Here is a 21333-nt window from a genome sequence, read left to right on the forward strand (position 1 = left end):
GGCATACGAGATGCTCAGGAGTCTCGTGGGCTCGGAGATGTGTATAAGAGACAGGGCGGAGGGTGGCGGGGTGGTGTGGCCGGTGCCGTTGTCGATGCCGTATTGCATGCCGTGCTTCGCGCCGATCTCGTTGAGTCGGTCGTGGTCGGGGTGGCCGTCCTTCATGACGACCGGGCCGGCTTCGAACATGTCCTCCATGAACTCGTCCCAGCCGCCCGGCGAGGAGATCTGCAGGCAGCGGGCGGGCGGCTGGGAGGCGTTGCGCAGGGCGTGCGGGACGCCGTGCGGCAGCAGGACGCACATACCCGGCGTCAGGCGGTGGGTCAGGCCGTCGATGTCGGCCTCCAGCTCACCTTCGAGGACGTAGACGAATTCATCGGCGTGGTGGTGGATGTGCGGCGGGATGTCGATGTCGAGCCGGTTCTCCAGGATGGCGAGCCGGCCTTCGGTGTCGGCGGTGCGGGCCTTGACGTCGAGGCCGGGCGGCAGGGGGACGCGGCCGGGCCGGCGCTCGCCGGGCTGGAGTACGAGGAAGCGTTCTCGCCCTTGGGGGAGCGGTGTGGGCTGGGGTGTGGGCGTGGGCTGGGGCAGCGGCATGGTGAGCGTGTCCTCTCTCGGCGCCGGTGTGGCGGAAGCAGAAGAAAACTGAAGCGGAACTGGAATCCGATTCCGTTTAACCGTAGCAGTAGCATCGACGATGTGGCACCCTCTTCGACCTCTGCCGGTTCCCCGCGCCGCCCGCGCGCCGACGCCGAGCGCAACCGCACCCGTGTACTGGACGCCGCGCGGGAGGTGTTCCGCGCGCGGGGGGACGAGGCGCAGATGCCCGAGGTGGCCCGCGCGGCGGGGGTGGGCATCGGGACGGTCTACCGGCATTTCCCCAGCCGGGCGGCGCTGATCGCGGCCGTGGGGGAGCAACGCCAGGCGGAGATCGTGGAGTTCGGGCGCACCCGCTGTCTGCCGAGCGCGACGGCCGCCGACGGGCTGGCCGCGTATCTGGAGCACATCGGTGAGGTGCTGGATGCCGAGCGGGGGCTCTCCGCGTCCATCGAGGCGGCCTTCGGGTCCACCGAGCCGACCGGTGAGGGCCGGGCCCGGGCCGAGGACATCGCGGGCCAACTGCTCGTCCGCGCCAAGGAGGAGGGCGCGGTGCGGGAGGACGCCGAGGTCGGCGATGTGGTGATGATCGTGTGCGGGCTGGCGGCGGTGATCCGGTACGGCGCCGGTGACTGGCGCCGCTACGTGCGCAATGCGTGTGCGGGGTTGCGGCCTTGAGGGCTCCTGGCCCCGGAGTCCTGCCCGGTCCCGGTCCCGGAGCCGGGCAGGACCTGGACCCTGCCCGGCCCTTGAGCGCGGACGGTCTGCGGCTGAGGGCTGACAGGCGGTCGCGCCCGGTCAGCGAGGCGCGGCATCGCCACCCGCTACGAGAAGACCTCCGGCTCCTGCCTGGCAGCCGTCACCCTCGCGTCACGGTTGAGGCGGGCGTGACATGTGGCGTCAACGGTCTGCCGGGCCCAGCCGCCACAAGGACGTGACCTCGGCGGCGCGGGCCACGTGGAGGGGGTCGGAGGTGTCGCGGGCGCGGGGATGGCGCGGGGTGACGTCGAGTCGGCCCAGGACCGTGAGGCCGGACGTGGCGAAGGCGTCGAGGAGTTCGGCGTGCGGGCGCAGGCCGAGGTGCTCCGCCAGGTCGGAGAGGATCAGCCAGCCCTCGCCGTCCGGGGTGAGATGGTCCGCCAGACCCGTCAGGAAACCGTGCAGCATCTGATTGCCCGGGTCGTAGACCGCGCGCTCCACGGGGGAGGTCGGTTTGGCCGGTACCCACGGGGGATTGCAGACGACCAGAGGGGCGCGGCCGGCCGGGAACAGATCGGCCTCGACCACCTCCACCCGGTCGGCGACGCCCAGCCGTTCGGTGTTCTCACGGGCGCAGGCCAGCGCGCGCGGATCCTGGTCGGTGGCCACGATCCGGCGCACACCGCGCCGGGCGAGCACCGAGGCCAGCACGCCGGTGCCGGTACCGATGTCGAAGGCGAGCTCCTGGGAGGGCAACGGTGCCTCGGCGACCAGGTCGACGTACTCGCCGCGGGCGGGCGAGAAGACGCCGTAGTGCGGATGGATCCGGTCGCCGCCCAGCGCGGGGATCTCCACGCCCTTGCGCCGCCATTCGTTGGCGCCGATGAGGGCGAGGAGTTCGCGCAGCGAGACGAGGGAGGCGGTGGCCGCGGCCGAACCCTCGGCGGTGTCCGCGCCCTCTCCCGGAGCCGGCTGCGGCGCGGACGCCGGCGTCGGGTCGGGCTCCGCGGGGCCGTACGCCCTGGTGCAGGCTTCGCGTACGTCAGGGGCGCGGTGCAGCGGGACGCCGTAGGCCGCGTCGAGCGGGACCAGCAACATGCCCAGGATGCGGGCGCGGTGGTTCTGCGCGGCGCGGTGCACGTGGAACGCCTGGGTGACATCGGCCGGCGGTGTCTTGCGCGGCCGGCGGTCGATGCGGCGGGCCATCGCCGTCAGCAGCTGCCGGGCGTTGTGGAAGTCGCCGCGCCACAGCAGCGCGGTGCCCTCGCAGGCGAGCTTGTACGCCTCGTCGGCCCGGGTGCGGTCGTCCGCGACGGCGATGCGGCGGGGCGGCGGGGAGCCGTTCTCCGAACGCCAGCGGGCGGAGCGCGGCCGGTCGGCCTCGGTCCATTCGACGACCGGTGGTTGGTTCACCGCTGTGTGCCTCGCGTCCGTGGTTCGGGCCCCTCCCGTGGCTGCCGCTGCGGTGCGGCGTACGGCCTGCCTCGGGGGCGCGGTGCGGCGCTCGCGGGCGGCGGCGGGCGGGGCGGTGTGACGGTCGACTTTACTCCGTGCCGGCTCCGCCCCGTCGAGGCATCGGGGCTGGTCGGAACGCAACCGCTCCCCGGGCCGCGCCGGTCAGTGGGCCGTACGGCGTCCGGGCCGGGCCGGTCAGTGGGCCGCGCGACGTCCGGGCCGTCGCATCAGGAACGCCGCGGCCGAACCGGCGGCGAACAGGGCGACGACGGAGAGCGCGGTGCTCACCCAGGACGTACCGAGCCAGTGGCCGCCGAAGTAGCCGAGGCTGACGCTGTACGCGGCCCAGGCGAGGCCGGCCAGTGCGGACCAGGGGAGGAACTCGCGGACCGTGCGGTGGGCGACGCCGGCGCCCAGGCTGACCACGGAACGCCCGGCGGGCGCGAAGCGGGCCAGTACGACGATGCCGCCACCGCCGCGGGTGAGCGCGGCACCGAGTCGTTGCTGTGCCGCGGTCAGGCGGCGGGAGCGGCTGATGGCCCGGTCGAAGCGGTCGCCGCCGCGCCAGGCGAGCCGGTAGGCGACCATGTCGCCCAGCACCGAGGCGGTGGCCGCGCACACCACCAGGGAGAAGACCTCGGCCAGGTGGGCGCCGCTGTGGACGGACGAGGCGACGTCGACGCCGCGGACGGCCTCGGTCGCGGTGCCGGTACCGGCGGCCGTCGTGGCCGCGGCGATCACCAGGACCCCGCTCGGCAGGATCGGGACGAATACGTCGAGAACGATGGAGAGGCTGACGATCGCATAGACCCAAGGGGTGCCGCTGAGGGACCCCAGGCTTTCCAACAACGTCCTTCTCCCGGTCCGAACCCCGCCGCGACGTCGCTCGGTGCGGCAGGGGCGGCTCTACAGCCATACAGCGTACGCCTGGCCTCCGGGACGGGTGGCGGGGGGTGGAAAATGCGCGTTTGCCGGGTGGCGTCCGCGGACGCGCCGCGGCCCGTACGGCGCTGTGCCGTACGGGCCGTGGGTGGTGCATGCGGTCGTCGGGGCCGCCGGGCCGGGGCCCGACTCCCGTCAGGCGGCGGAGGGCTCCCGCGGGGCGGCCGGGACCGTCTCCGGCTCGCTCGCGCCGAAGAAGACGCGGTCCAGGGCCCAGGCGCCGGGGCCGGTGAAGAAGAGCAGCAGGAACGCCCAGCAGAACATCGCGGACGCCTCGCCGCCGTTCTGTATCGGCCACAGCGCGGTGCCCTGGTGAACGGAGAAGTACGCGTACGCCATCGAGCCGGAGCTGACCAGCGCCGCGGCGCGGGTGCCGAGGCCGAGCAGCACGAGGAGGCCGCCGGCGAGCTGGATCACCGCGGCGTACCAGCCCGGCCAGGCGCCGGTGGGAACGGTGCCGCCCTGGCCCATCGCGCCGCCGAGCACGCCGAAGAGTGAGGACGCGCCGTGGCAGGCGAAGAGCAGGCCGACGACCACGCGGAACAGCGCGAGCGCGTGCGGCGTGGCTCTCTGGGTGAACGAGTTGAGGGGTGTGGACATGGGGGGCTCCTACGGCTGGGGACGAGTAGAACCGTGGAGGCAAAGGTTAGGGGTGCCTAACAGTGCTTGCAAGTTCAAGCTTTGGTCATATGGGGCCTTCGGCCCGAACCGGTCCGTGACGACCCCGCCCCTACCGTTCTTTCCGCCCCTACGGTCCCGTCCGGCCCCGCTGCCTCCGCCGCACCGAGCGCCGCCCGCAGCGCCGCCCGGGCCACCGCGTCCGTATCGGCCAAGGTCACCGACCCCACCCCGGGACGCGCCCCGGCCGCCGTCACCCAGTGCACGCCCTCCGTCGGCACCCCGACCGCGAACCGCCGCGGATGCGGCCGCCCGTCGGCCTCGACGAGGTGGTACGGGCTGGCGGACACATCGAGCCCCCCGGTTTCGTAGCCGTCCACGGTGTGCGGCCGGCAGCCGCCGGCGGCCAGCAGCCCGGCCAGCAGCTCGTCCCCGGTGCGCCGCAGGTCCGGCTCCGGCAGCCGCGCCTCGATGAGCGCCGTCGCCGTCACCTCCGAGCCCGGAACGTCCGGGGAGTACGCGGTGAAGCCGGGCGCCGTGCCGTCTCCGTCGCCCCACCGGACCGTCATCCGGGGGCCGACCACCTCCAGCACCCCCGCCTCGATCAGCGCCGTCATCTCCGCTATCCGGCGCCCGGGCGGCCCGATGGACAAGAAGGCGTTCAGCGGGGTGTACCAGCGGTCCAGATGGTCGCGGCGGGACGCCCCGGCCACCCCGGCGTGATCGACTATCTGCCGCAACTCGTTGCGCAGGTCGCGCAGTACGTCCAGGGCCGCCTTGACCGGGCCGGAGACATTCCCCTGCCGGGCGTGCGCGAGGTCCGTACGCAGGTGGTCCAGCAGCCACTCCCGGAACGCGGTGCGGTCGGTGAACGTCCGTCCCGTGTGCGGCCGGGAGAGCAGTTCCCAGTCCCAGCGTTCGGCGGGCGCGATGCCGAAGGCGTCCAGGGTGGCCGTCTCTTCGGCGCTGCGGTGCGCGCTGCCCAGGAAACGGTCCCGGAAGCGCAGGCGGAGCCCGTCGCCGGGCGGGGCGTCCACCGGGTCGGCCGACGGGCCGCCGTGCCCCGCGCCGTCCGTCTCCCGCCGCGTCAGCAGCGCCTCGTAGTAGACCGCCTCCACTTCCTTCGCCACCAGGGGCCAGACCTCCGCCAGGAAGTCGGGCAGATCGCCGGAGTCGGCGCGCTTGCGGAACGCGGCGATCACGTCCGGCGTGAGCAGCAGCGGCAGATGGCGGCCGTGCGCGCCCTTCTCGTTGTCGCCGCGCGCGTGGTACGGAATCCCGCGCCGGGAGCCCGCGTACAGCCGCGGTTCGCGCCCGGAGGGCAGATACCGCAGCGCGCCGTCCGCGGCCGGTACGAACCGGCCGCCGCGGGCCGTCGTCAGCAGCGCCATGTGGTCGAAGAAGTTCAGGCCGAGACCGCGCAGCAGCACCGGGCGGCCCGGGGCCAGCGCCGCCAGCTCCGCGGTCAGGTCGGCGGGGTTGGCCGGCGGGAGATAGTGCAGACCGTGCGCGGCGGCGTGGTCGGCCAGGCGTCGCTGCTCGGCGTCCGGCGCCGTGGGCAGATGCCCCTGGGCGAGCACCACCGCGCCCAGACCGTCCAGCGTCCGTCCGTCGTCGAGGGTGAGCGACTGCGACCCGTCCGGCGCCTCGGACAGCCGCACCGCGCGGGCGGTGTGCGGTACGACGGTCACCTCCCGGGGCGCGGTGCGCACCGTGTGGTGGAAGACCCACTCCAGATAGCGGCCGTACAGCGCGCGCCCCGGATAGGCGTCCGGTCCGACGTCACACCCCTCCCAGTCGTACAGGCTCGGCCCCGTCCGGATCGGTCCTGCGCACTCCACGCTCGCATCGGTGAACAGCGTGACCTGCGACGCGACGGTGTTCATCAGCAGCTCGGGCGGCTGGGCGGTGCGCCAGACCTGGCCGGCGCCGGGCGGGGCGGGATCGATGACATGGACGGTCAGACGGGCGCCCGGGGCGAGTTCGGCGGCCGAGGCGCAGATCCGCTCCAGCACACTCGTGCCACGCGGCCCCGCGCCGACGACGGCGAGGTCGAGGGCGCCGATGCCGAGGGCGGGGCGGGGAGGGCGGTCGGCGAGGTGGTCGGCTGCCAAGAGGGGCTCTCCCTGGGGCGGGCGGGCGGCCGGCGCGGGGCGCGGGCAGCCCTACAGGCGGGGCGACGGGCAAACGTGCGCCCCATCATCACTGCCGGGCCCACCCGAGCGGCACCCGGGTGGGTTATCCCTCGTTGACCGGGTCCTCGGTTCCGGGGGAGGGCGCACCCGCACCCCTCGTACCGTCGACACCTTCCGTATCCCCGACAACTCCCGTACCGGACAACCCGTCCTGCCAGACCCTGACGAGCCGGACATCGTCCGCCCTGTCCCGATGGGCCTGATCGAGTACGAGATGCGCGGTACGGCCCGCCAGCGTCAGCGTCATCAGCTGGTTGCCGAACCAGGGGCCGCCCGTACGGCGCCACTTCACGGCCGGCCGGTCCAGCCGCCCGTGCCGCGCGAGCAGCGTCCCCAGCCGGCGGCCGGTCCGGCTCCAGCCGAAGCGGAATCCGGCCTGCAGCGAACCGGGAATGCTGTTGTGGACGGGGGAGCAGGTCAGCTGGAGCACCCGGCTCGTGGGCCGCGGTCCGGTGCCGCGCCAGTGCGGCTCCGCCACGTACGCGTGGTGCACGTCCCCGGACAGCACACAGACCGTCGCCGGGGCGTCCGGGCCGGAGCCGGCTTCGGCGATCAGCTCGGTGAGCGCGGTGAAGGAGGCGGGGAACGCCGCCCAGTGCTCCAAATCCGCCCGCTGGCGCAGGACTTCGCTGATCCGCGCCCAGCGCGGGCCGCGTTCGCCGGCGCACAGCGCGGCGTTCCAGCCCTCGGCGGCGTGGATGAGATGCGGCATCAGCCAGGGCAGCGAACTGCCGAGCAGCAGATGGTCGTAGTCGCCCCGCCCGTCCAGCACGGCCTGCCGCAGCCATTCGCCCTCGGCCTTGTCGAGCATCGCGCGGCCGCCCTCGTCGAGGACGCGGGTGGCGCGGGTGTCGATCATGACCAGGCGCACCCGTCCGAGGTCGCGGCGGTAGCTCCAGCGCGCGCACTCCGGACGGGCCTCCGCCTCGGCCGCGAACTCCCGTACCAGGTCCGTGCCGTCGCCCGCCGCCCGAACCCGGCCGTACAGCTCGTCCGCGGCCAGTTCGGCGGGCGAGAGGTTGCCCAGGTGCTGGTGCACCCAGTACGACATCAGCCCGCCCACTATCCGCTCGTGCCACCAGGGGGTCGCCCGCATCCGGGCCACCCAGGCGGCGGAGGTGTTCCAGTCGTCGATCACGTCGTGATCGTCGAAGATCATGCAGCTGGGGACCGTGGACAGCAGCCAGCGGACCTCCGGATCGAGCCAGGATTCGTCGTAGAGGTGGGTGTACTCCTCGTAGTCGGCGACCTGCTTCCACGGGGGCTCGGTGACGTCCCGGCGACCGGCCAGCGCCCGTGCGGTCGCCTCGGAGGTCTGGTCGGCGTAGACCTGGTCGCCCAACAGCAGCAGCACGTCCGGACGCCGGCGGCCGGGCTCGGCGGCCAGGGTGGCGGCGAGGGTGTCCAGGGCGTCCGGCCCGACCGGGTCGTGCGCGGCCTGGGACGGCGTCGCCGACCAGCGGCAGGACCCGAAGGCGATGCTCAGGGGGCTGTCCCCGGAGGCGGGAAGGGTGCGGATCGTGCTCTCGGGGAAGTGGCTGCCGGGCAGCGGCCAGACCTCCTCCCGGTCGCCGTCGGCCGGTGCCCCCGACTCGCTCAGCAGGACCTGGTAGGGCGTCTCGCTGCCGGGGGTCAGGCCGGTCACCGGGACCAGCGCGTAGTGGTGCCCGGCCACCTGCCAGGTGCGTTCCGTGCCGCTCGCCCCGTCCCCGCAGCGGATGGTCACCTCACAGGGGCGGTCGGTCTCCACCCACACCGTCGCGCTGTCCGCGTCCACGTAGCGCAGCAGCGGACCCAAGCGCAGTCCGGCCATCGGTGCCTCCCGTCGTCGTGCTCAGAGGATAGGAGCAGGAGGGCGCGAGGAGGTGCGGGAGTGGCAGGGGCCACGGAAGGCCCGGGGGACGGGCCGGGACGTGGCGCGCGCCCGCCGGCCGGTGAGTGCCGGTCGACGGGCGCGGTGCCCGGAGGGAGACGTCCGGAACGGGGCGTGCCCTAGGACGGGAGGCCGGGGATCAGCAGGCGTCCAGGATCTTCTTCAGGGCGGCCTTCTCCGCGGAGTCGGCGGTCATGCCGTACACGTGCTTGACCCACACCCACATCCGGGCGTACTCGCAGTGGTAAGAAGCCTTCGGCGGCAGCCACTTGGCGGGGTCCTTGTCGCCCTTCTCCTGGTTGACGTTGTCGGTGACGGCGATCAGCTGGGAGTGCGTCAGGTCGTTGGCGAGCTCCTGGCGGCGCGCGGTGGTCCACTGCGCGGCACCCGACTTCCACGCCTCCGACAGCGGGACGACGTGGTCGATGTCGAGGTCGTCCGCCTTCGTCCAGGTCGCGCCGTCATAGGCGGAAACCCAGGACCCGCTGACCGCCGCACAGCTGCCGTCCTGCTGGACGTTGGTGCCGTCGCGCTTGAGCACCACCTCGCGGGTGTTGCAGCCGTTCCCCTGGTCGATCCAGTGCGGGAACTTGTCGCGGCTGTAGCCGTCCTGCGGGCCCTCGGGCTGCTCCTTGATCTCGGTGAGGTACGTCCGCGCGGTGGCCGCGCTCGGCGGGCTGGGCGGTGCCGCCTGCGCGGACTGGCCGCTGAGCACCAGCGTGCAGAACAGGGCCGCGGCGGAACCCGCGGCAACGGAAACTCGACGCGCGTAGACCTTCGACATGGCCTTTGCCATCGGAACTCCCTTGAAGTGGGGGGAAGTTGACCTGTCGGTGCGCGCCCCATGGTGGCGACGTGGGGTTGCCGTGGGGTGGGCACCAGGTAACAGAGTGACGACATGCTCACGTCAGTTCAAGGGGTTGACGGAGCGCCATAAGTGCGCAATGGCACTCCGGTTGAGCCGCTCCGGCGCGTGCGCCCCGGCTTCCCGCCCTACAGTGAGCCCGTGCTGCTGCCGGTCAACGCCACCCTCGGGGTCGTCCTCGCCGTCCTGCTGGCCGCCGCCGTGGCCGTCGCCGCACTGGCCCACCTCGGGCACGCCCGGGCCATCGCCCTCGCCGGACTGCGCGCGGCCGCACAACTCGCCGCCGTCTCCTACCTCATCGGCTGGGTGGTGCACGCCCTTCCCTGGCTGGTCTGCTTCCTCCTGCTGATGTTCACGGTGGCGGTACGCACCGCCGGGCGCCGGATCACCCAGAACCGCACCTGGTGGTGGGCCGCCGTACCGATCGCCGTCGGGGTCGCCCCGGTCGTCGGCCTGCTCCTGGCCACCGGCCTGCTGCCGCCCCGCGGACTCACCCTCATCCCCGTCACCGGCATCCTCATCGGCGGTGCGCTGACCGCCACCGTGCTGGGCGGACGGCGGGCGCTGGACGAGCTGGAGACCCGGCGCGGCGAGTTCGAGGCGGGGCTCGCGCTCGGCCTGCTGGACCGTGACGCACGCATGGAGGTGGCCCGCCCGGCCGCGTCGGACGCGCTGCTGCCGGGGCTCGACCAGACCCGGACCGTGGGGTTGGTCACACTCCCCGGGGCGTTCGTCGGCATGCTGCTGGGCGGCGCCTCGCCCGTACAGGCCGGGGCGGTGCAGCTGTTCGTGCTGGTCGCGCTGCTGGCGGTGCAGGCGGCGGCGTGCGCGGTGGTACTGGAGCTGGTCGCGCGCGGGCGACTGCACCGCGTACCCTTGACGACAGCAGAAGGGGAGTAGCTCTCTGCCGGACCGTCGACATACTGCTTGCCCTCGTGGCGAGCCGGCGCCCGGAGCGCGATGCGGAGACGCACCGCGCCAGCGAGACCTTCGGCCGCAGTGTTTGACGCTGCCGTGCCGAAGCGACCCCTTTCCCGGGCCCCTTTGGCGCGGCCCGACCGATCGAGGTATTCCGCCCCGTGTTCAGTTTCACCGTCGCCGCCGTCGTCTTCGGCGTCATCTTCCTTGCCGAGCTGCCCGACAAGACCGCCCTCGCCGGCCTGATGCTCGGCACCCGTTACCGCGCGTCGTACGTCTTCGTCGGCGTCGCGGCGGCCTTCCTCGTGCACGTGGCGCTCGCGATCGCCGCGGGCAGCGTGCTGACGCTGCTTCCGCACCGCGTCCTCCAGGCCGTGGTCGGGGTGCTCTTCCTGGCCGGGGCCGCCGTGCTGCTGTTCAAGAAGGACGACGACGAGGAAGAGGTGAAGAAGCCCGCGGACCAGAGCTTCTGGAAGGTGGCCGGGGCGGGCTTCACCATGATCCTGGTCGCCGAGTTCGGCGACCTGACCCAGATCATGACCGCGAACCTCGCCGCCCGTTACGACGACCCCCTCTCGGTCGGCGTCGGCGCCGTACTGGCCCTGTGGGCCGTGGCCGGCCTGGGCATCCTCGGCGGCCGCACCCTGATGAAGTACGTCCCCCTCAAGCTCATCACCAAGATCGCGGCGGCCGTGATGGCGCTGCTGGCGGCCTTCAGCCTGTACGAGGCGATCGCGGGCTGAGGCGTACCGCGGGGGTGGGCTTGCGGCTCACCCGCGAGGGCCGGTTTCCGGCCTGCCGGCGATTGCGGGGCCCGAGGCTTTTCTGGCCGCAGATGTTTTTTCCCCGCCGCCCACCCCCCTTCGGGGGGTGGGCGGGTGTAGTGGGGAGGGTGAGGCCAACGCTTCGGCCGTGACCGGTGCCGGCGGGGAGCGCGGGGAGTGACGGGGCCGGCTACCAGCGGCCGGGCTCAAGCAACCCGGCTCGGGTGGCTCGGGTTCGAGCGGGTCGGGCTCAAGCCGTCTCGGTGGCGACGTCAGCGACGTGGACCGCGAGCGTGCCGTCCGGCCGCGCCTCGACGCGGACCTGGGTGAGGTCGTGTACCTGCACGGTGGGCGCGAACGCCGCCGCGCGGTCGCCGACGCCGACCACCCGCATCCCGGCCGCCCGACCCGCCTCGATGCCGGCCTCGGAGTCCTCGAAGACCAGGCAGTCCTCGGGCGCGAAGCCCAGCTCGGCGGCGCCCTTGAGGAAGCCTTCCGGGTCCGGCTTGCTGGCGCTCACGCTCTCCGCGGTGATCCGTACGGCCGGCATGGGCAGCCCCGCGGCGCCCATCCGGGCGTCGGAGAGCGGGACGTCGGCAGAGGTCACCAAGGCGTGCGGAAGCCCGGCGAGGGCGGCCATGAACGCGGGTGCGCCGGGGACCGGCACCACGCCGTCCGTGTCGGCGGTCTCCTGCTCCAGCATCCGGCGGTTGTCCGCGAGGTTGCGCTCCATCGGGCGGTCCGGCAGCAGCGCGGCCATCGTGGCCCACCCCTGACGGCCGTGTACGACCTTGAGGACCTCGTCCGCGTCCAGGCCCTGCTCGGCGGCCCAGCGGCGCCAGCAGCGCTCGACGACGGCCTCCGAGTTCACGATCGTGCTGTCCATGTCCAGCAGCAGGGCGCGGGCGGTGAGCGTGGTGGTTGCCGTCATCGGCGGGGCTCCTGGGCGCTACGGGTGAACGGGCGGATCGGGCTGCGGCGGGCCGGGCTCCGGGGCCTGCGCGGCGCGGTCCAACGGGGACCGGGCGGCCGCTGGCGACCGTACGGGCGGCGGGGAGCGGGGCGACTGGTGGAGGGCATGCGGGAACAAGAGCGGCTCCGCCCGCCGGTCAGGGAGTGCGGGCGGAACCACTTTGTTTCTTCACGATACAAAACGCATACGGGTGCCGACAAGCGGGCCCGGGCATCGAGCACGGCGGGCCCGGTCCCCGTCCCCGTCGCGGCCTCGCCGCCGGCGCGGTCCGCCGCCCTGGTTCCCGGCGCTACGGCAGCTGTGTGCGCGCCTCCAGTGACGCCCGGGTCCGGGTGCCGTAAACGCCGTCCGGGTCGCCCTGGACCCCGTAGGACTGCTGGTAGCGGGACACGGCTGCCCGTACGTCCGCGTCGTACCGGCCGTCCGCCGGGTCCGCGTAGAGCGCCAACTGCCGCAGCCGCTCCTGCAACTCCGCCACCTCCGGGCCGCTGGATCCCTCGCGCAGCACGATCGGCCCGGTGGGGGCGGGGGCCGGGGCGGTGCTGGGGCCGGGGCCACTGGGGGAGTCGATGACGGTGCCGGCGGCGCGGGTGGGGGCGGGTGGGCGCGGCTCCGCGGTCCGGTAGAGCTTCACGGTGGCCTTGGGGGCGCCGAAGTGGGTGGCGTCCGGTGCGGGTGAGGAGGGCGTGGCGTGGGGGGACGGACTGCCGCCGTCGGTGGGGGCGGGGTCGTCGCTGCTGGGGGCGGTGGCGGTGGGGGAGGGCGCACCCCCGTCGGGAGGTGCCGCCCGGTCCTGGCGTCCGCCGGACAGTACATCGGTGCCGATCATGACGGCGGTGGCGGCGACCGCTGTGCCGGCGGCCACCAGTACGGCGGGTAAGCCGCGCCTGCGGCGTGCGGGGGCGGAGGCCGTGGCGGTGGAGGTGCGGGCCGTCGGCTCGTCGGTGGCGGAGCTGAAGGTCCTCGACGAGGGGCCGGAGTGCTGGCGGGCCCGGGGGATCAGGGGCTCCGAGGTGCCTGCGGAGGCCGGAAAACGCTCGATACGGTCGATGGGAAGCGGCTCGACCGGCAGCGGCTCGATCGGCAGCGGTTCGGGGCCGTCCGGCGGGCTGCCGGGCCCGTACGCCTTGTACGTCCCCGTCCCCGTGTCCGCTCTGTGTACCGCCGCGTCCACCCCGGGTAAGTCGTCCAGGTGATCGCCCCGGCGGACGCCCGTCATGCGATACGCCTCGCCGGCGGCCCGCCTCCTGTCCCGTCCGACGGCTCCGTGCTCGTCGGCGCCCTCCCGAACCGCCCCGCCCCCGCCGGCGCCCTCCCCGGGGGCCCCGTCGTCACCGGGCAGTGACACGTACGGCCGTATGCGCAGCGGATCAAAGTCCTCCGCGCCGACCGCCGCGCACAGACAGGTCGGCCGGCCGTCACCGCGTACCGGGGCAAAGCAGTGCGGGCATGGCGGTAAAGCCGTCACGAGTGGTCCCCTCCCTGGAGGTCCTCGAACAGTCAGCGATTATCCAGAGGCGCCGCCCGTCCGCGCAGGCGCTCGGAGACATCCGTCCGGCATCCCGTGGGTGACCTCCGCGTGACGGCCGCTACCGAGCGCTGATGCCCCCGAGAACGCGCTCGGCGGGCCATATCCGGTCGGACCGCCCAGGATGGAAGAAGTCCGGCGGAGGCCGGACGTCGGCGTCCGACGGCTCCCACGGCTCGGACGGCGCCGGCACACACGGGCGAGCCGGGAGCCCGCCCGTACCGGCGAGCCACGGGAACACCGGTCCCGGAGGCCCGGGAGAGCGCACCAGGAAGCCACAAGACGCCCGAGCCACCAGGAGACCCGGACGACCACCTCCGGACCACACCCACGCACCCCGGCCACCGGACCCCGGCCACCGGGCCCGGACACCGGCCCCCGGAACAGGAGGACACGCACATGGCGCAGGACACCAGCGCTCCTGTCATCCGTGGCGAGGGCCGGTCCCGGCGGGCGGTCCTCGTCGCGATCGGCGCGCTGCTGCTCGGCTTGCTCATCGCGGCGCTCGACCAGACCATCGTCGCCACCGCGCTGCCCACGATCGTCAGCGAACTCGGCGGCCTGAACCACCTCTCCTGGGTGGTCACCGCCTACCTGCTGGCCTCGACCGCCGTGACACCTCTGTGGGGCAAGCTCGGTGACCAGTACGGCCGCAAGAAGCTCTTCCAGACCGCCATCGTGATCTTCCTGATCGGCTCGGTGCTCTGCGGCATCGCCCAGAACATGGGCGAGCTGATCGCCTTCCGCGCCGTCCAGGGGCTCGGCGGCGGTGGGCTGATCGTGCTGTCGATGGCGATCGTCGGCGACATCGTGCCGCCCCGCGAACGCGGCAAGTACCAGGGCCTGTTCGGTGCCGTCTTCGGCGGTACGAGCGTGCTCGGGCCGCTGCTCGGCGGGCTGTTCGTGGACCACCTCAGCTGGCGCTGGGTGTTCTACATCAACGTCCCCATCGGCATCGTCGCGCTCGCCGTGATCGCCGCCGTGCTGCACATCCCGCGTCGCCGCACCCCGCACCGGATCGACTACCTGGGCACCCTGGTGATCGCCGCGGTCGCCGCCTGCTTCGTCCTGGTGACCTCGCTCGGCGGCGTCACCTACCCCTGGGGTTCGTGGCAGATCATCGGCTTCGGCGTGCTCGGCGTCGTCCTCCTCGGGGCGTTCGTCGTCATCGAGCGCCGAGCCGCGGAACCCGTCCTTCCGCTCCGCCTGTTCCGGTTGCGCACCTTTACGCTCACCTCCGTCATCGGCTTCGTCATCGGCTTCGCGATGTTCGGCTCGATGACGTACCTGCCGACGTTCCTGCAGGTCGTACAGGGTGTGTCGCCGACCATGTCCGGCGTGCACATGCTGCCGATGGTGGTCGGCATGCTGCTGGCGTCCACCGGATCCGGGCAGATCGTCAGCCGCACCGGCCACTACAAGGTCTTCCCGATCGCCGGCACCGCCGTCGTGACGGTCGGCCTGCTGCTCCTGCACCGGCTCGACCCGGCCAGCGGCGTCGCCGAGATGAGCGCCTGCTTCTTCGTCTTCGGCTTCGGACTCGGCCTGGTCATGCAGGTGCTGGTGCTCATCGCGCAGAACGCCGTCCCGTACCAGGACCTGGGCGTCGCCACCTCGGGTGCCACGTTCTTCCGTTCCATCGGCGCCTCGTTCGGCGTCTCCATCTTCGGCACGATCTTCACCAGCAAGCTCGGGCCACGGATCGCGGACGCCCTCGCCGGGCGCCAACTGCCGCCCGGCATCGACCCGTCGAGGATCGCCCAGGATCCACGGACCGTCACCCGGTTGCCCGCCGGCGAGGCGACGGGCGTGCTCAACGCCTACGCCACCTCGATCACCGACGTCTTCCTCTACGCCGTCCCGGTCGTCCTGGTGGCGTTCGCCCTGGCGTGGTTCCTGCGGGAGGAGCCGCTGCGCAGCAGCGTGACCGCCCCCGACACCACCGAGGTGCTCTCCTCCAACCCCGTCGAGCGCTCCTCGCGCGACGAGTGCGCCCGCGCGCTGTCCAAACTCGGCAGCACGGAGGGCCGTAAGCACATCTACGAGAAGATCACCGCACGGGCCGGCCTGGACCTCAAACCGGCCGCCAGCTGGCTGCTGCTGCGCATCCACCGCTACGGCTCGGTGGAACCGGGCCTGCTCGCCGAGCGCAGCACCGTGCCGCTCGGTGTGATCGCCGAGAGCGTCCGTCAGGTCGAGGAGCGCGGGCTGGCCACCCGCGAGGGGCTTTTGCTGCTGCTCACCGACCGCGGCCGGGAGGACGCCGAGCGGCTCTCGCAGGCCCGCCAGCAGTCGCTCGCCCAGATGCTGGGCGACTGGTGGACCAAGGACCGTCCCACCGACCTCACCGAACTCGTCCAGGAGCTGACGGCGGAGCTGTGCGGCTCGGACGCGGAGGAGCCCCACAACGGCGACGCCCGCCGGCCCGTACCCCGCACGCCCCGCCCACCGGACCTGGCGAAGTGACGCCTCACCCCGAGGCACCGGTACAGCGCTCAGCGGCCTCTCCACCCGCGGCCTCTCCGCCCGCCGCTCAGCCGCTCGGATCGCTCCGCGCAGATCGCGCTCAGCCGCTTCTCGAAGAAGATCTCCGCGTACCTGTCGTCGTGATACGGGGCGATCTCGCTGAAGCCGTGCCGCCGGTAGAGCGCGAGGGCCTCCACCAGGTCGAGCCGGGTGTCCAGGCGGAGGCGCTCGGCGCCCAGTTCGGCCGCGACGCGCTCGGCGGCCACGAGAAGCACGCCGGCCGCGCCCCGCCCGCGCCGTGCGGCCCGTACGAACATCTGCTTGAGCTCGGCGGTACGCGCGTCGAGCAGCCGCACCCCGACGCACCCCGCCACGTCGTCACCCCGGCGGGCCACCAGCAGCACACCGTCCGGCGGCGCCAGATAGCCGGGCGGGTACTCCGCCAAACCCTGTTCGATCTCCTCGGACGTCGACCGGCGGTTCTCGTGCAACGCGTAATAGCGGTCCGCGACTTCGGTGTAGTACTCCCGCAGCAACGCCCTGGCATCCGCCGAATCGACCGACTCGACGGCAACGCCCCAGGGCAGCGGGTGTGCGGCGGCTTCCTTCATGGACGCCATTGTGGCGGCCGGACCACCTCGAAGAGTGAGCGGTGCGGCTTCCCTGAGGGTGGCTCATCTGCCACGGTCCTACCACCGAACAGTGGCACAGCCGCAGATCATGCCGTGCAAGGCCGCCCCGGCTACCTTGTGACCCCGAAGCGATTCATGCCGCGACCGTAGCGGTCCAACGCTGGTCAGAACTTCTGCTGTTCGGCTCCGGGCGGAAGGAAGCAACTGGTGCTGACCGCCAGCAGGAGCGTGTTCGCGGGCTTGATGGTGTTATCGGCAGTGATCAGAAAGCGCTCTGCACGGTTCTTGGCGTACAGGGTGACCGCCGGCCGATCCAGGTCCTCTGTGTAGTCCGAGACGTCCACCCCGTGCTTCTTCAGAGCGTCGCGTAGCTTTCTGACCGCTGCGATGTGGTCTTGGGCAGGAAGACGGGCGTAGGTGGCGTAGGTGAGAGTGAACCTTCCGTCGTCCGCCACCTCGTCGCCCTTGCCGACGCAGTCCTCGAAGTGCGCTTGCGGAGCGGGGGTATCGGCGATGGTCACCTGCGCGTAGTGAGCCATTGTCGAGGTGTACTGCTTGGCCCAGGCCAGAGTGTCCGCACGACTTTTGCGTGGCAGCGGTGCGTTGGGGCCGTCATCGGGCTGGGACATACAGGCTCCCGTCAGGAGTGTCATCAGAGCTATCAGCGCGAGGGATCGGACGCGATTCATGTGGTGGGCTTTCATCGGCTACGGGTGCGGTCCCATCGGCCCCTGCGGGCGGAAGGGGTCCTTCGGAACTTGGATAGGTGTCGCCCCAGCGATGATTTTTCCTTGGTTGAGGAGACTCTGACTCGGCCCGTGGTCCGTCTCGTCCCAATACCCGCTGTGACCATGCGTGTCCACCTTGAAGCGGTGCCCGCCGAAGTCCTCTCCTGCGGGGTCTGGGCCCAGACTGAACCCCGCCGCCCGTTTGATGCCGTCATCTTCGGCACGTCCCATGTACACATGGTCGGGGTCGATATTGAGCTGTTCTGCATTGTCGACGGTCATTCCAGGACTGCCGACCACAGCGATGTTGTCCGCACCCAGGCCGCCGTGCTGCGAGGCGGCAGCGCCTACCACCGTCGAGCCGTAACTGTGTCCCATGACGGTGAGGTTCGCCGGATGGCCTTCGTGTGAGGCCCGCAGCCCATGAGTGAAGTTCCGTAGAGCCGGTGCGGCGTCCTCGGCGCGGCCTGTGCCGGCGACATCCAGGTTGCCCGCCTGGGAGACGGGGATCTCGGGAGCGTCGTATCCGAGCCAGTAGACCATGGATGTCTTGGCGTTGCCGTCGGCGATCTTCGCCGCATTTTGCAAGCTGTCCATCCGGCTGAGCTGCCCGCCGGTGGATTCCATGGTTGTGGCGGTACCGGGAACGTTCACCGCGACGTTGTCAGCGGTGTCCGGATTACCCATGGCGATCATCGCTTTTCCGTCACCCTGGGAGTCGAACCCGAGCACGTAGAGCTGTTTTGCTCCGGTGATGCCGTCCCGCTTGTCCAGCTCCGCCTGCAGGGCCTGCAGGTTACTGAACCGCTTCTCGTAGTCATCTGTGGAATACTTGTCATGGTACTCGGAATTCTCCATCGCGCCCAGCTCTTGCTCCAGAGCGAGTCTGTTCGCATCATCTCGGACATCGGACGGTAAACCGTCTGTCTTTCCGATGATTTCCGGATGGAGAGCTGTGTACGATTCGCGCATGCTCTCCGGAAGAAGCTTCCACCATTCCGCGGCACTCTTGGGGTCGCTTGGCGGATGCGGCGTTGTGGTGTTTCCGAGGTCCAGATCTTTGGATACCTGCTTGACGTCGTCGCGCGCTTCGCCGGCTGCATCATCAATGTTGCCCTGAAGAATGTCCCCGGCGAGTTTTTCCAGTGCCTTGGCAGCCTCATCGCTGGCGTCCTCGGCGTACAGAATGCAGCCAACTACCGCTGCTTGGTATTTTTGGAGCTTGTCGAACAATTCGATTTGATCTTGCTCGGTCGCGCCCTCGTCGCTGTCTTTAGGGCGATGGACCGAGCCCTCGTCATCTACATAGAATTTCTCGCTCTCAATTTCTTTGACGGTGCTGCGCAGGCGAATCTGCGCGGTCTGCATCTTGCCTGTCGCCTGACGGATCGTTTCGGATATGGCCATTGCTTCGGTGCGGACGATACCGAAACGACTTTCCAGATTTTCCAGGTAGTACAGGGCGGCGTCGGCATCGTCCCCGGACCAGTTGGCATGTAATGGCCCGGTGACCCTGGTGCGATGCCGATCGTTGAGCTCGTCCATATGGGTGGACAGCTTGTGCCATGCCTTGGATGCTTCGTCGCAGTCCGAGAAGTCCTGCTTCAGCAGTCGCTGATAGTCACTGGTCAAGTTTGTTTTCTTCCCCGTTGGTGCGGTCAATGCAGACGTGGTTATCTACCGCTCATCCGAAAGGGGAATCGGTAGTCGGCGTCTGCATGGGCTCGGCATTCTGCATCCGATCGGCAGTCCATTCCGCGCGAGGACCGCGACCGGGCTGCGGCGTGCTCTCACGGTCCACGAAAGGCTGGCGAGGTGTAGGTGATGCTCCTTCAGACCCGACGGTGCCCGGAGCGCCGGGCTCGGTGGTGAGACTGTCGCGCAGGTTTGCGGTGCCGGGCATGGCGTGCCGGCCTTCCGAGCCGACCGCCCCCGGACCACCGACCGAATCCTGCGTGAGGCTGTCACGCAGCATTCCAGCGTCAGACATGGCATGTCGGCCTTCCGAGCCGACCGCCCCCAAGTCACCGGCTCCGGCGGATGCGGACATGGTCTGCGGCGCGAACTGCGCTTTGGTGTTTGTTGCTTCGAAGTCCTTGGATGCCGCAGTGTCATTCCAGTCGTGCCCATCGGCACAGGTTCTGAGGTTGGAGGCGCCGGTTTCGGCGCGGCTCCGCATGCCGTCGAGAGACGGCTTCCAGCTGCCGGCTGTGGCCTCCAGTGCTTGCGACAACGACCACCCCTTGAGCGAGGCCGCGGCATCCTTGGTGGCGCTGATTGTTTTGCGATTCTCGTCCGTCATGTCTTGGGCAATCGAGTCCTCCGCGTGAGCGGCGGCCCGTAATTCCCCCGGATCGACAGAAGTCTTGGCTGACACCCTTGTGTCCTCCCCCCGAGTTCCACTTCCGCACCGATCATATCAACGTTGTGTTGACGGGGGGTTTGATTTAGCCACCGTACCCGCAGGAATGTTTCTGCTGGTGCCGGGGTGTTCCTCGCTCGCTGGTCGTACGACCTTGAATGACCACAAGGTGGAACCGGCCAGCGGCATGCTTCGGTCGGTCGCTGCCGCAGGTGTCCAGGTGCTTATCTGCGTGCACGCCCCTGGTTGCCTGGGCATACGCGAGGGCGCTGTCCTCGAGAACTATCTGTGATTGCCTGAACCGTGGCGGACGGCACGCCAGGGCATATACCGGCAGGAGCAGGCTGACGGCGTGTGCCTCTACGGGCATGCGGTCGAATGCGACCAGACGATTTTGCCGTAGAGCTGGGAATTTCGCGGCCCAGGCCACCGCGAAACCCTCAGTTTCCGCACTCGCCTCGCTCATGCCTCAAGGCCCTGCTCAAGTCGCACAGCAACGATTACCGCTGCCCCGTCAGCAGATCGCGAGAGGACAGAGTGACCGGCTAATGCCTACCCAGATGGAGGCTCAGATCTGTCGCCGGGCACTTAGGGCGTTCGACTCATCTTCCGGGTTGCGCAAGGTGACCTTCTCTGCCTGGGGCAGCGACACGGAAGCGTTCCCTCTGCCCCACCGGCGTCAGCGCGATGCTTTCGGCGCCCATGTACACGTCGCGATCGCGGATGCCGTTAAGCGTCCGCCAAACAACGTGCACACAGATTGGCCGGCGGCTTTTGTCGGCACGCAGCACATGCCATCGAGGCTTGAGGACTTTTGAAGTTACGCGGTCTTCGGCTTGGCTTGTTGCACCACATCGAACGTCCACACCGTGGAGCCGCTGGCGGCCGGCTTCGGTCGGTCGTTGCCGCCCTGGTGTGCCGCCTTCATGGGGCCTTCCATCCATGCCTGGAACGACTCTTCGTCACGCCAGCGCGTGTACACCAGGTAGTTGTCGGTGCCTTCGACCGGGCGGAGGAGTTCGAACCACTCGAAGCCGTCGGAGTTCTCCACCGCGTGGGCGCGGGACGCGAAGCGCTTCTCCAGGACCTCGCGCTGTTCGGCGGGGACGGTCAGAACGTTGATCTTCACGATGCTCATAATCACCATCGTGCCGCATGAGGTGAAGGGTGCGCGGGTCAGGGCCGCGGGTGGCACGGCTGTTCAGGCGTGCAGCTTCAAACTCTTGGTGATCTTGTCGATGGTGCCGCGGGGGCCGTAGACCGCCAGGCCCACCAGGTCGAGGTCGTCGGTGGCCACCGCGCGGACCGCCGCGCGGTTGTCGGTGTCGTTGCCGGTCCGGAACATGTCCGCCGTGTACAGCGCGGTCGGTACGGCGCGGCTGAGGGCGCGGGCGTGGGTGCGGGCCAGTGCGCCGGCGTCCGCGGTGAAGCACAGCACCGGCTCCCGGAACAGCGCCAGATAGCCGTGCCCGGAGGCGTCCTCGTAGTGCTTGCCCATGACGGTGTCTGAGGCGTGGGCGATGCCGCTCGCCAGGAAAGCGGTGACGTTGAGCTTCTGCCACACGGCGAGGTCGTCGCGGACGATGACGGCGATCTTGGTGTCGAAGCGGAGGGGCGGGGCGGCGGCCCCGGCGGACCCGGAGGCGGTGGTGGGCAGCGGCGTAGCGGTCGTTGAGGTCATACGGGGAGTCTCGTCCGGCATCCGGACGACCGTCTTG

General features: G+C 70.9%; 19 protein-coding genes. 4 read left to right on the top strand and 15 right to left on the bottom strand.

The genetic code is table 11. The annotated features are described in order from the left end of the window. On the bottom strand, positions 1–597 hold a 597-nt coding region (locus OO62_RS34965; protein ID WP_106974945.1), incomplete at its 3' end, for a cupin domain-containing protein. Between the two features lie 102 nt (positions 598–699). On the opposite strand from OO62_RS34965, the gene OO62_RS34970 reads away from it, so the two are divergent. Next, positions 700–1275 (top strand): TetR/AcrR family transcriptional regulator, encoded by a 576-nt coding sequence (locus OO62_RS34970; RefSeq protein ID WP_033271754.1) that lies wholly within the window; start codon positions 700–702, stop codon positions 1273–1275. Positions 1276–1497: 222 nt separating this feature from the next. On the opposite strand, the gene OO62_RS34975 is transcribed toward OO62_RS34970, so the two are convergent. The 6 genes from OO62_RS34975 to OO62_RS35000 all read right to left on the bottom strand — a co-directional run bounded on the left by OO62_RS34975 (position 1498) and on the right by OO62_RS35000 (position 9163). Then, positions 1498–2709 (bottom strand): methyltransferase, encoded by a 1212-nt coding sequence (locus OO62_RS34975; RefSeq protein ID WP_033271755.1) that lies wholly within the window; start codon positions 2707–2709, stop codon positions 1498–1500. A gap of 237 nt (positions 2710–2946) precedes the next feature. Beyond that, positions 2947–3600 (bottom strand): DedA family protein, encoded by a 654-nt coding sequence (locus tag OO62_RS34980; RefSeq protein ID WP_033271756.1) that lies wholly within the window; start codon positions 3598–3600, stop codon positions 2947–2949. Between the two features lie 228 nt (positions 3601–3828). Further along, positions 3829–4293 (bottom strand): DoxX family protein, encoded by a 465-nt coding sequence (locus OO62_RS34985; protein ID WP_033271757.1) that lies wholly within the window; start codon positions 4291–4293, stop codon positions 3829–3831. A 74-nt stretch (positions 4294–4367) separates the two neighbouring features. Further along, positions 4368–6425, bottom strand: coding sequence for an FAD/NAD(P)-binding protein (locus tag OO62_RS34990; RefSeq protein WP_078617517.1), 2058 nt, complete (start codon positions 6423–6425; stop codon positions 4368–4370). 124 nt (positions 6426–6549) lie between these two features. Continuing rightward, a complete protein-coding gene (locus tag OO62_RS34995) occupies positions 6550–8319 on the bottom strand; it encodes an alkaline phosphatase D family protein (protein WP_033271758.1) in 1770 nt (589 codons plus the stop codon). Positions 8320–8518: 199 nt separating this feature from the next. Further along, complete coding sequence (locus OO62_RS35000; RefSeq protein WP_033271768.1) at positions 8519–9163, bottom strand: HNH endonuclease family protein; 645 nt, start codon at positions 9161–9163, stop codon at positions 8519–8521. 222 nt (positions 9164–9385) lie between these two features. Here OO62_RS35000 and OO62_RS35005 point away from each other — a divergent pair, with 222 nt between their 5' ends. Beyond that, positions 9386–10144 (top strand): ABC transporter permease, encoded by a 759-nt coding sequence (locus OO62_RS35005; RefSeq protein ID WP_033271769.1) that lies wholly within the window; start codon positions 9386–9388, stop codon positions 10142–10144. A 179-nt stretch (positions 10145–10323) separates the two neighbouring features. Continuing rightward, complete coding sequence (locus tag OO62_RS35010; RefSeq protein ID WP_033271759.1) at positions 10324–10905, top strand: TMEM165/GDT1 family protein; 582 nt, start codon at positions 10324–10326, stop codon at positions 10903–10905. Positions 10906–11176: 271 nt separating this feature from the next. Here OO62_RS35010 and OO62_RS35015 read toward each other — a convergent pair whose 3' ends face one another. Both OO62_RS35015 and OO62_RS35020 read right to left on the bottom strand, forming a co-directional pair. Next, complete coding sequence (locus OO62_RS35015; protein WP_033271760.1) at positions 11177–11857, bottom strand: HAD-IA family hydrolase; 681 nt, start codon at positions 11855–11857, stop codon at positions 11177–11179. A gap of 331 nt (positions 11858–12188) precedes the next feature. Then, positions 12189–13118 carry a peptidoglycan-binding domain-containing protein gene (locus OO62_RS35020; protein ID WP_106974946.1) on the bottom strand — a complete coding sequence of 310 codons (930 nt, stop codon included), beginning with the start codon at positions 13116–13118 and terminating at the stop codon, positions 12189–12191. A gap of 708 nt (positions 13119–13826) precedes the next feature. On the opposite strand from OO62_RS35020, the gene OO62_RS35025 reads away from it, so the two are divergent. Beyond that, positions 13827–15893, top strand: coding sequence for an MFS transporter (locus OO62_RS35025; protein ID WP_033271761.1), 2067 nt, complete (start codon positions 13827–13829; stop codon positions 15891–15893). A gap of 29 nt (positions 15894–15922) precedes the next feature. Here the strand turns inward: OO62_RS35025 and OO62_RS35030 are convergent, their stop codons facing one another. From OO62_RS35030 to OO62_RS35055, 6 genes are all read right to left on the bottom strand, one after another. Then, entirely contained in the window at positions 15923–16513 is a 591-nt protein-coding gene (locus OO62_RS35030; protein ID WP_398742056.1) for a GNAT family N-acetyltransferase, read from the bottom strand. 176 nt (positions 16514–16689) lie between these two features. Next, positions 16690–17154 (bottom strand): hypothetical protein, encoded by a 465-nt coding sequence (locus OO62_RS37285; protein WP_129322964.1) that lies wholly within the window; start codon positions 17152–17154, stop codon positions 16690–16692. A gap of 78 nt (positions 17155–17232) precedes the next feature. Beyond that, positions 17233–18885 (bottom strand): alpha/beta hydrolase, encoded by a 1653-nt coding sequence (locus OO62_RS35040; protein WP_051733871.1) that lies wholly within the window; start codon positions 18883–18885, stop codon positions 17233–17235. A gap of 52 nt (positions 18886–18937) precedes the next feature. Then, positions 18938–19630 carry a hypothetical protein gene (locus OO62_RS39795; RefSeq protein ID WP_129322965.1) on the bottom strand — a complete coding sequence of 231 codons (693 nt, stop codon included), beginning with the start codon at positions 19628–19630 and terminating at the stop codon, positions 18938–18940. 805 nt (positions 19631–20435) lie between these two features. Next, positions 20436–20753 (bottom strand): antibiotic biosynthesis monooxygenase family protein, encoded by a 318-nt coding sequence (locus OO62_RS35050; RefSeq protein WP_033271763.1) that lies wholly within the window; start codon positions 20751–20753, stop codon positions 20436–20438. Positions 20754–20816: 63 nt separating this feature from the next. Next, on the bottom strand, positions 20817–21296 hold the full coding sequence (locus OO62_RS35055) for a DUF2000 domain-containing protein (RefSeq protein WP_078617518.1): 480 nt from the start codon (positions 21294–21296) through the stop codon (positions 20817–20819). Positions 21297–21333: the final 37 nt, after the last annotated feature.

It is taken from the genome of Streptomyces lydicus (genome assembly GCF_000717345.1).
GTDB classification, from domain to species: domain Bacteria; phylum Actinomycetota; class Actinomycetes; order Streptomycetales; family Streptomycetaceae; genus Streptomyces; species Streptomyces lydicus.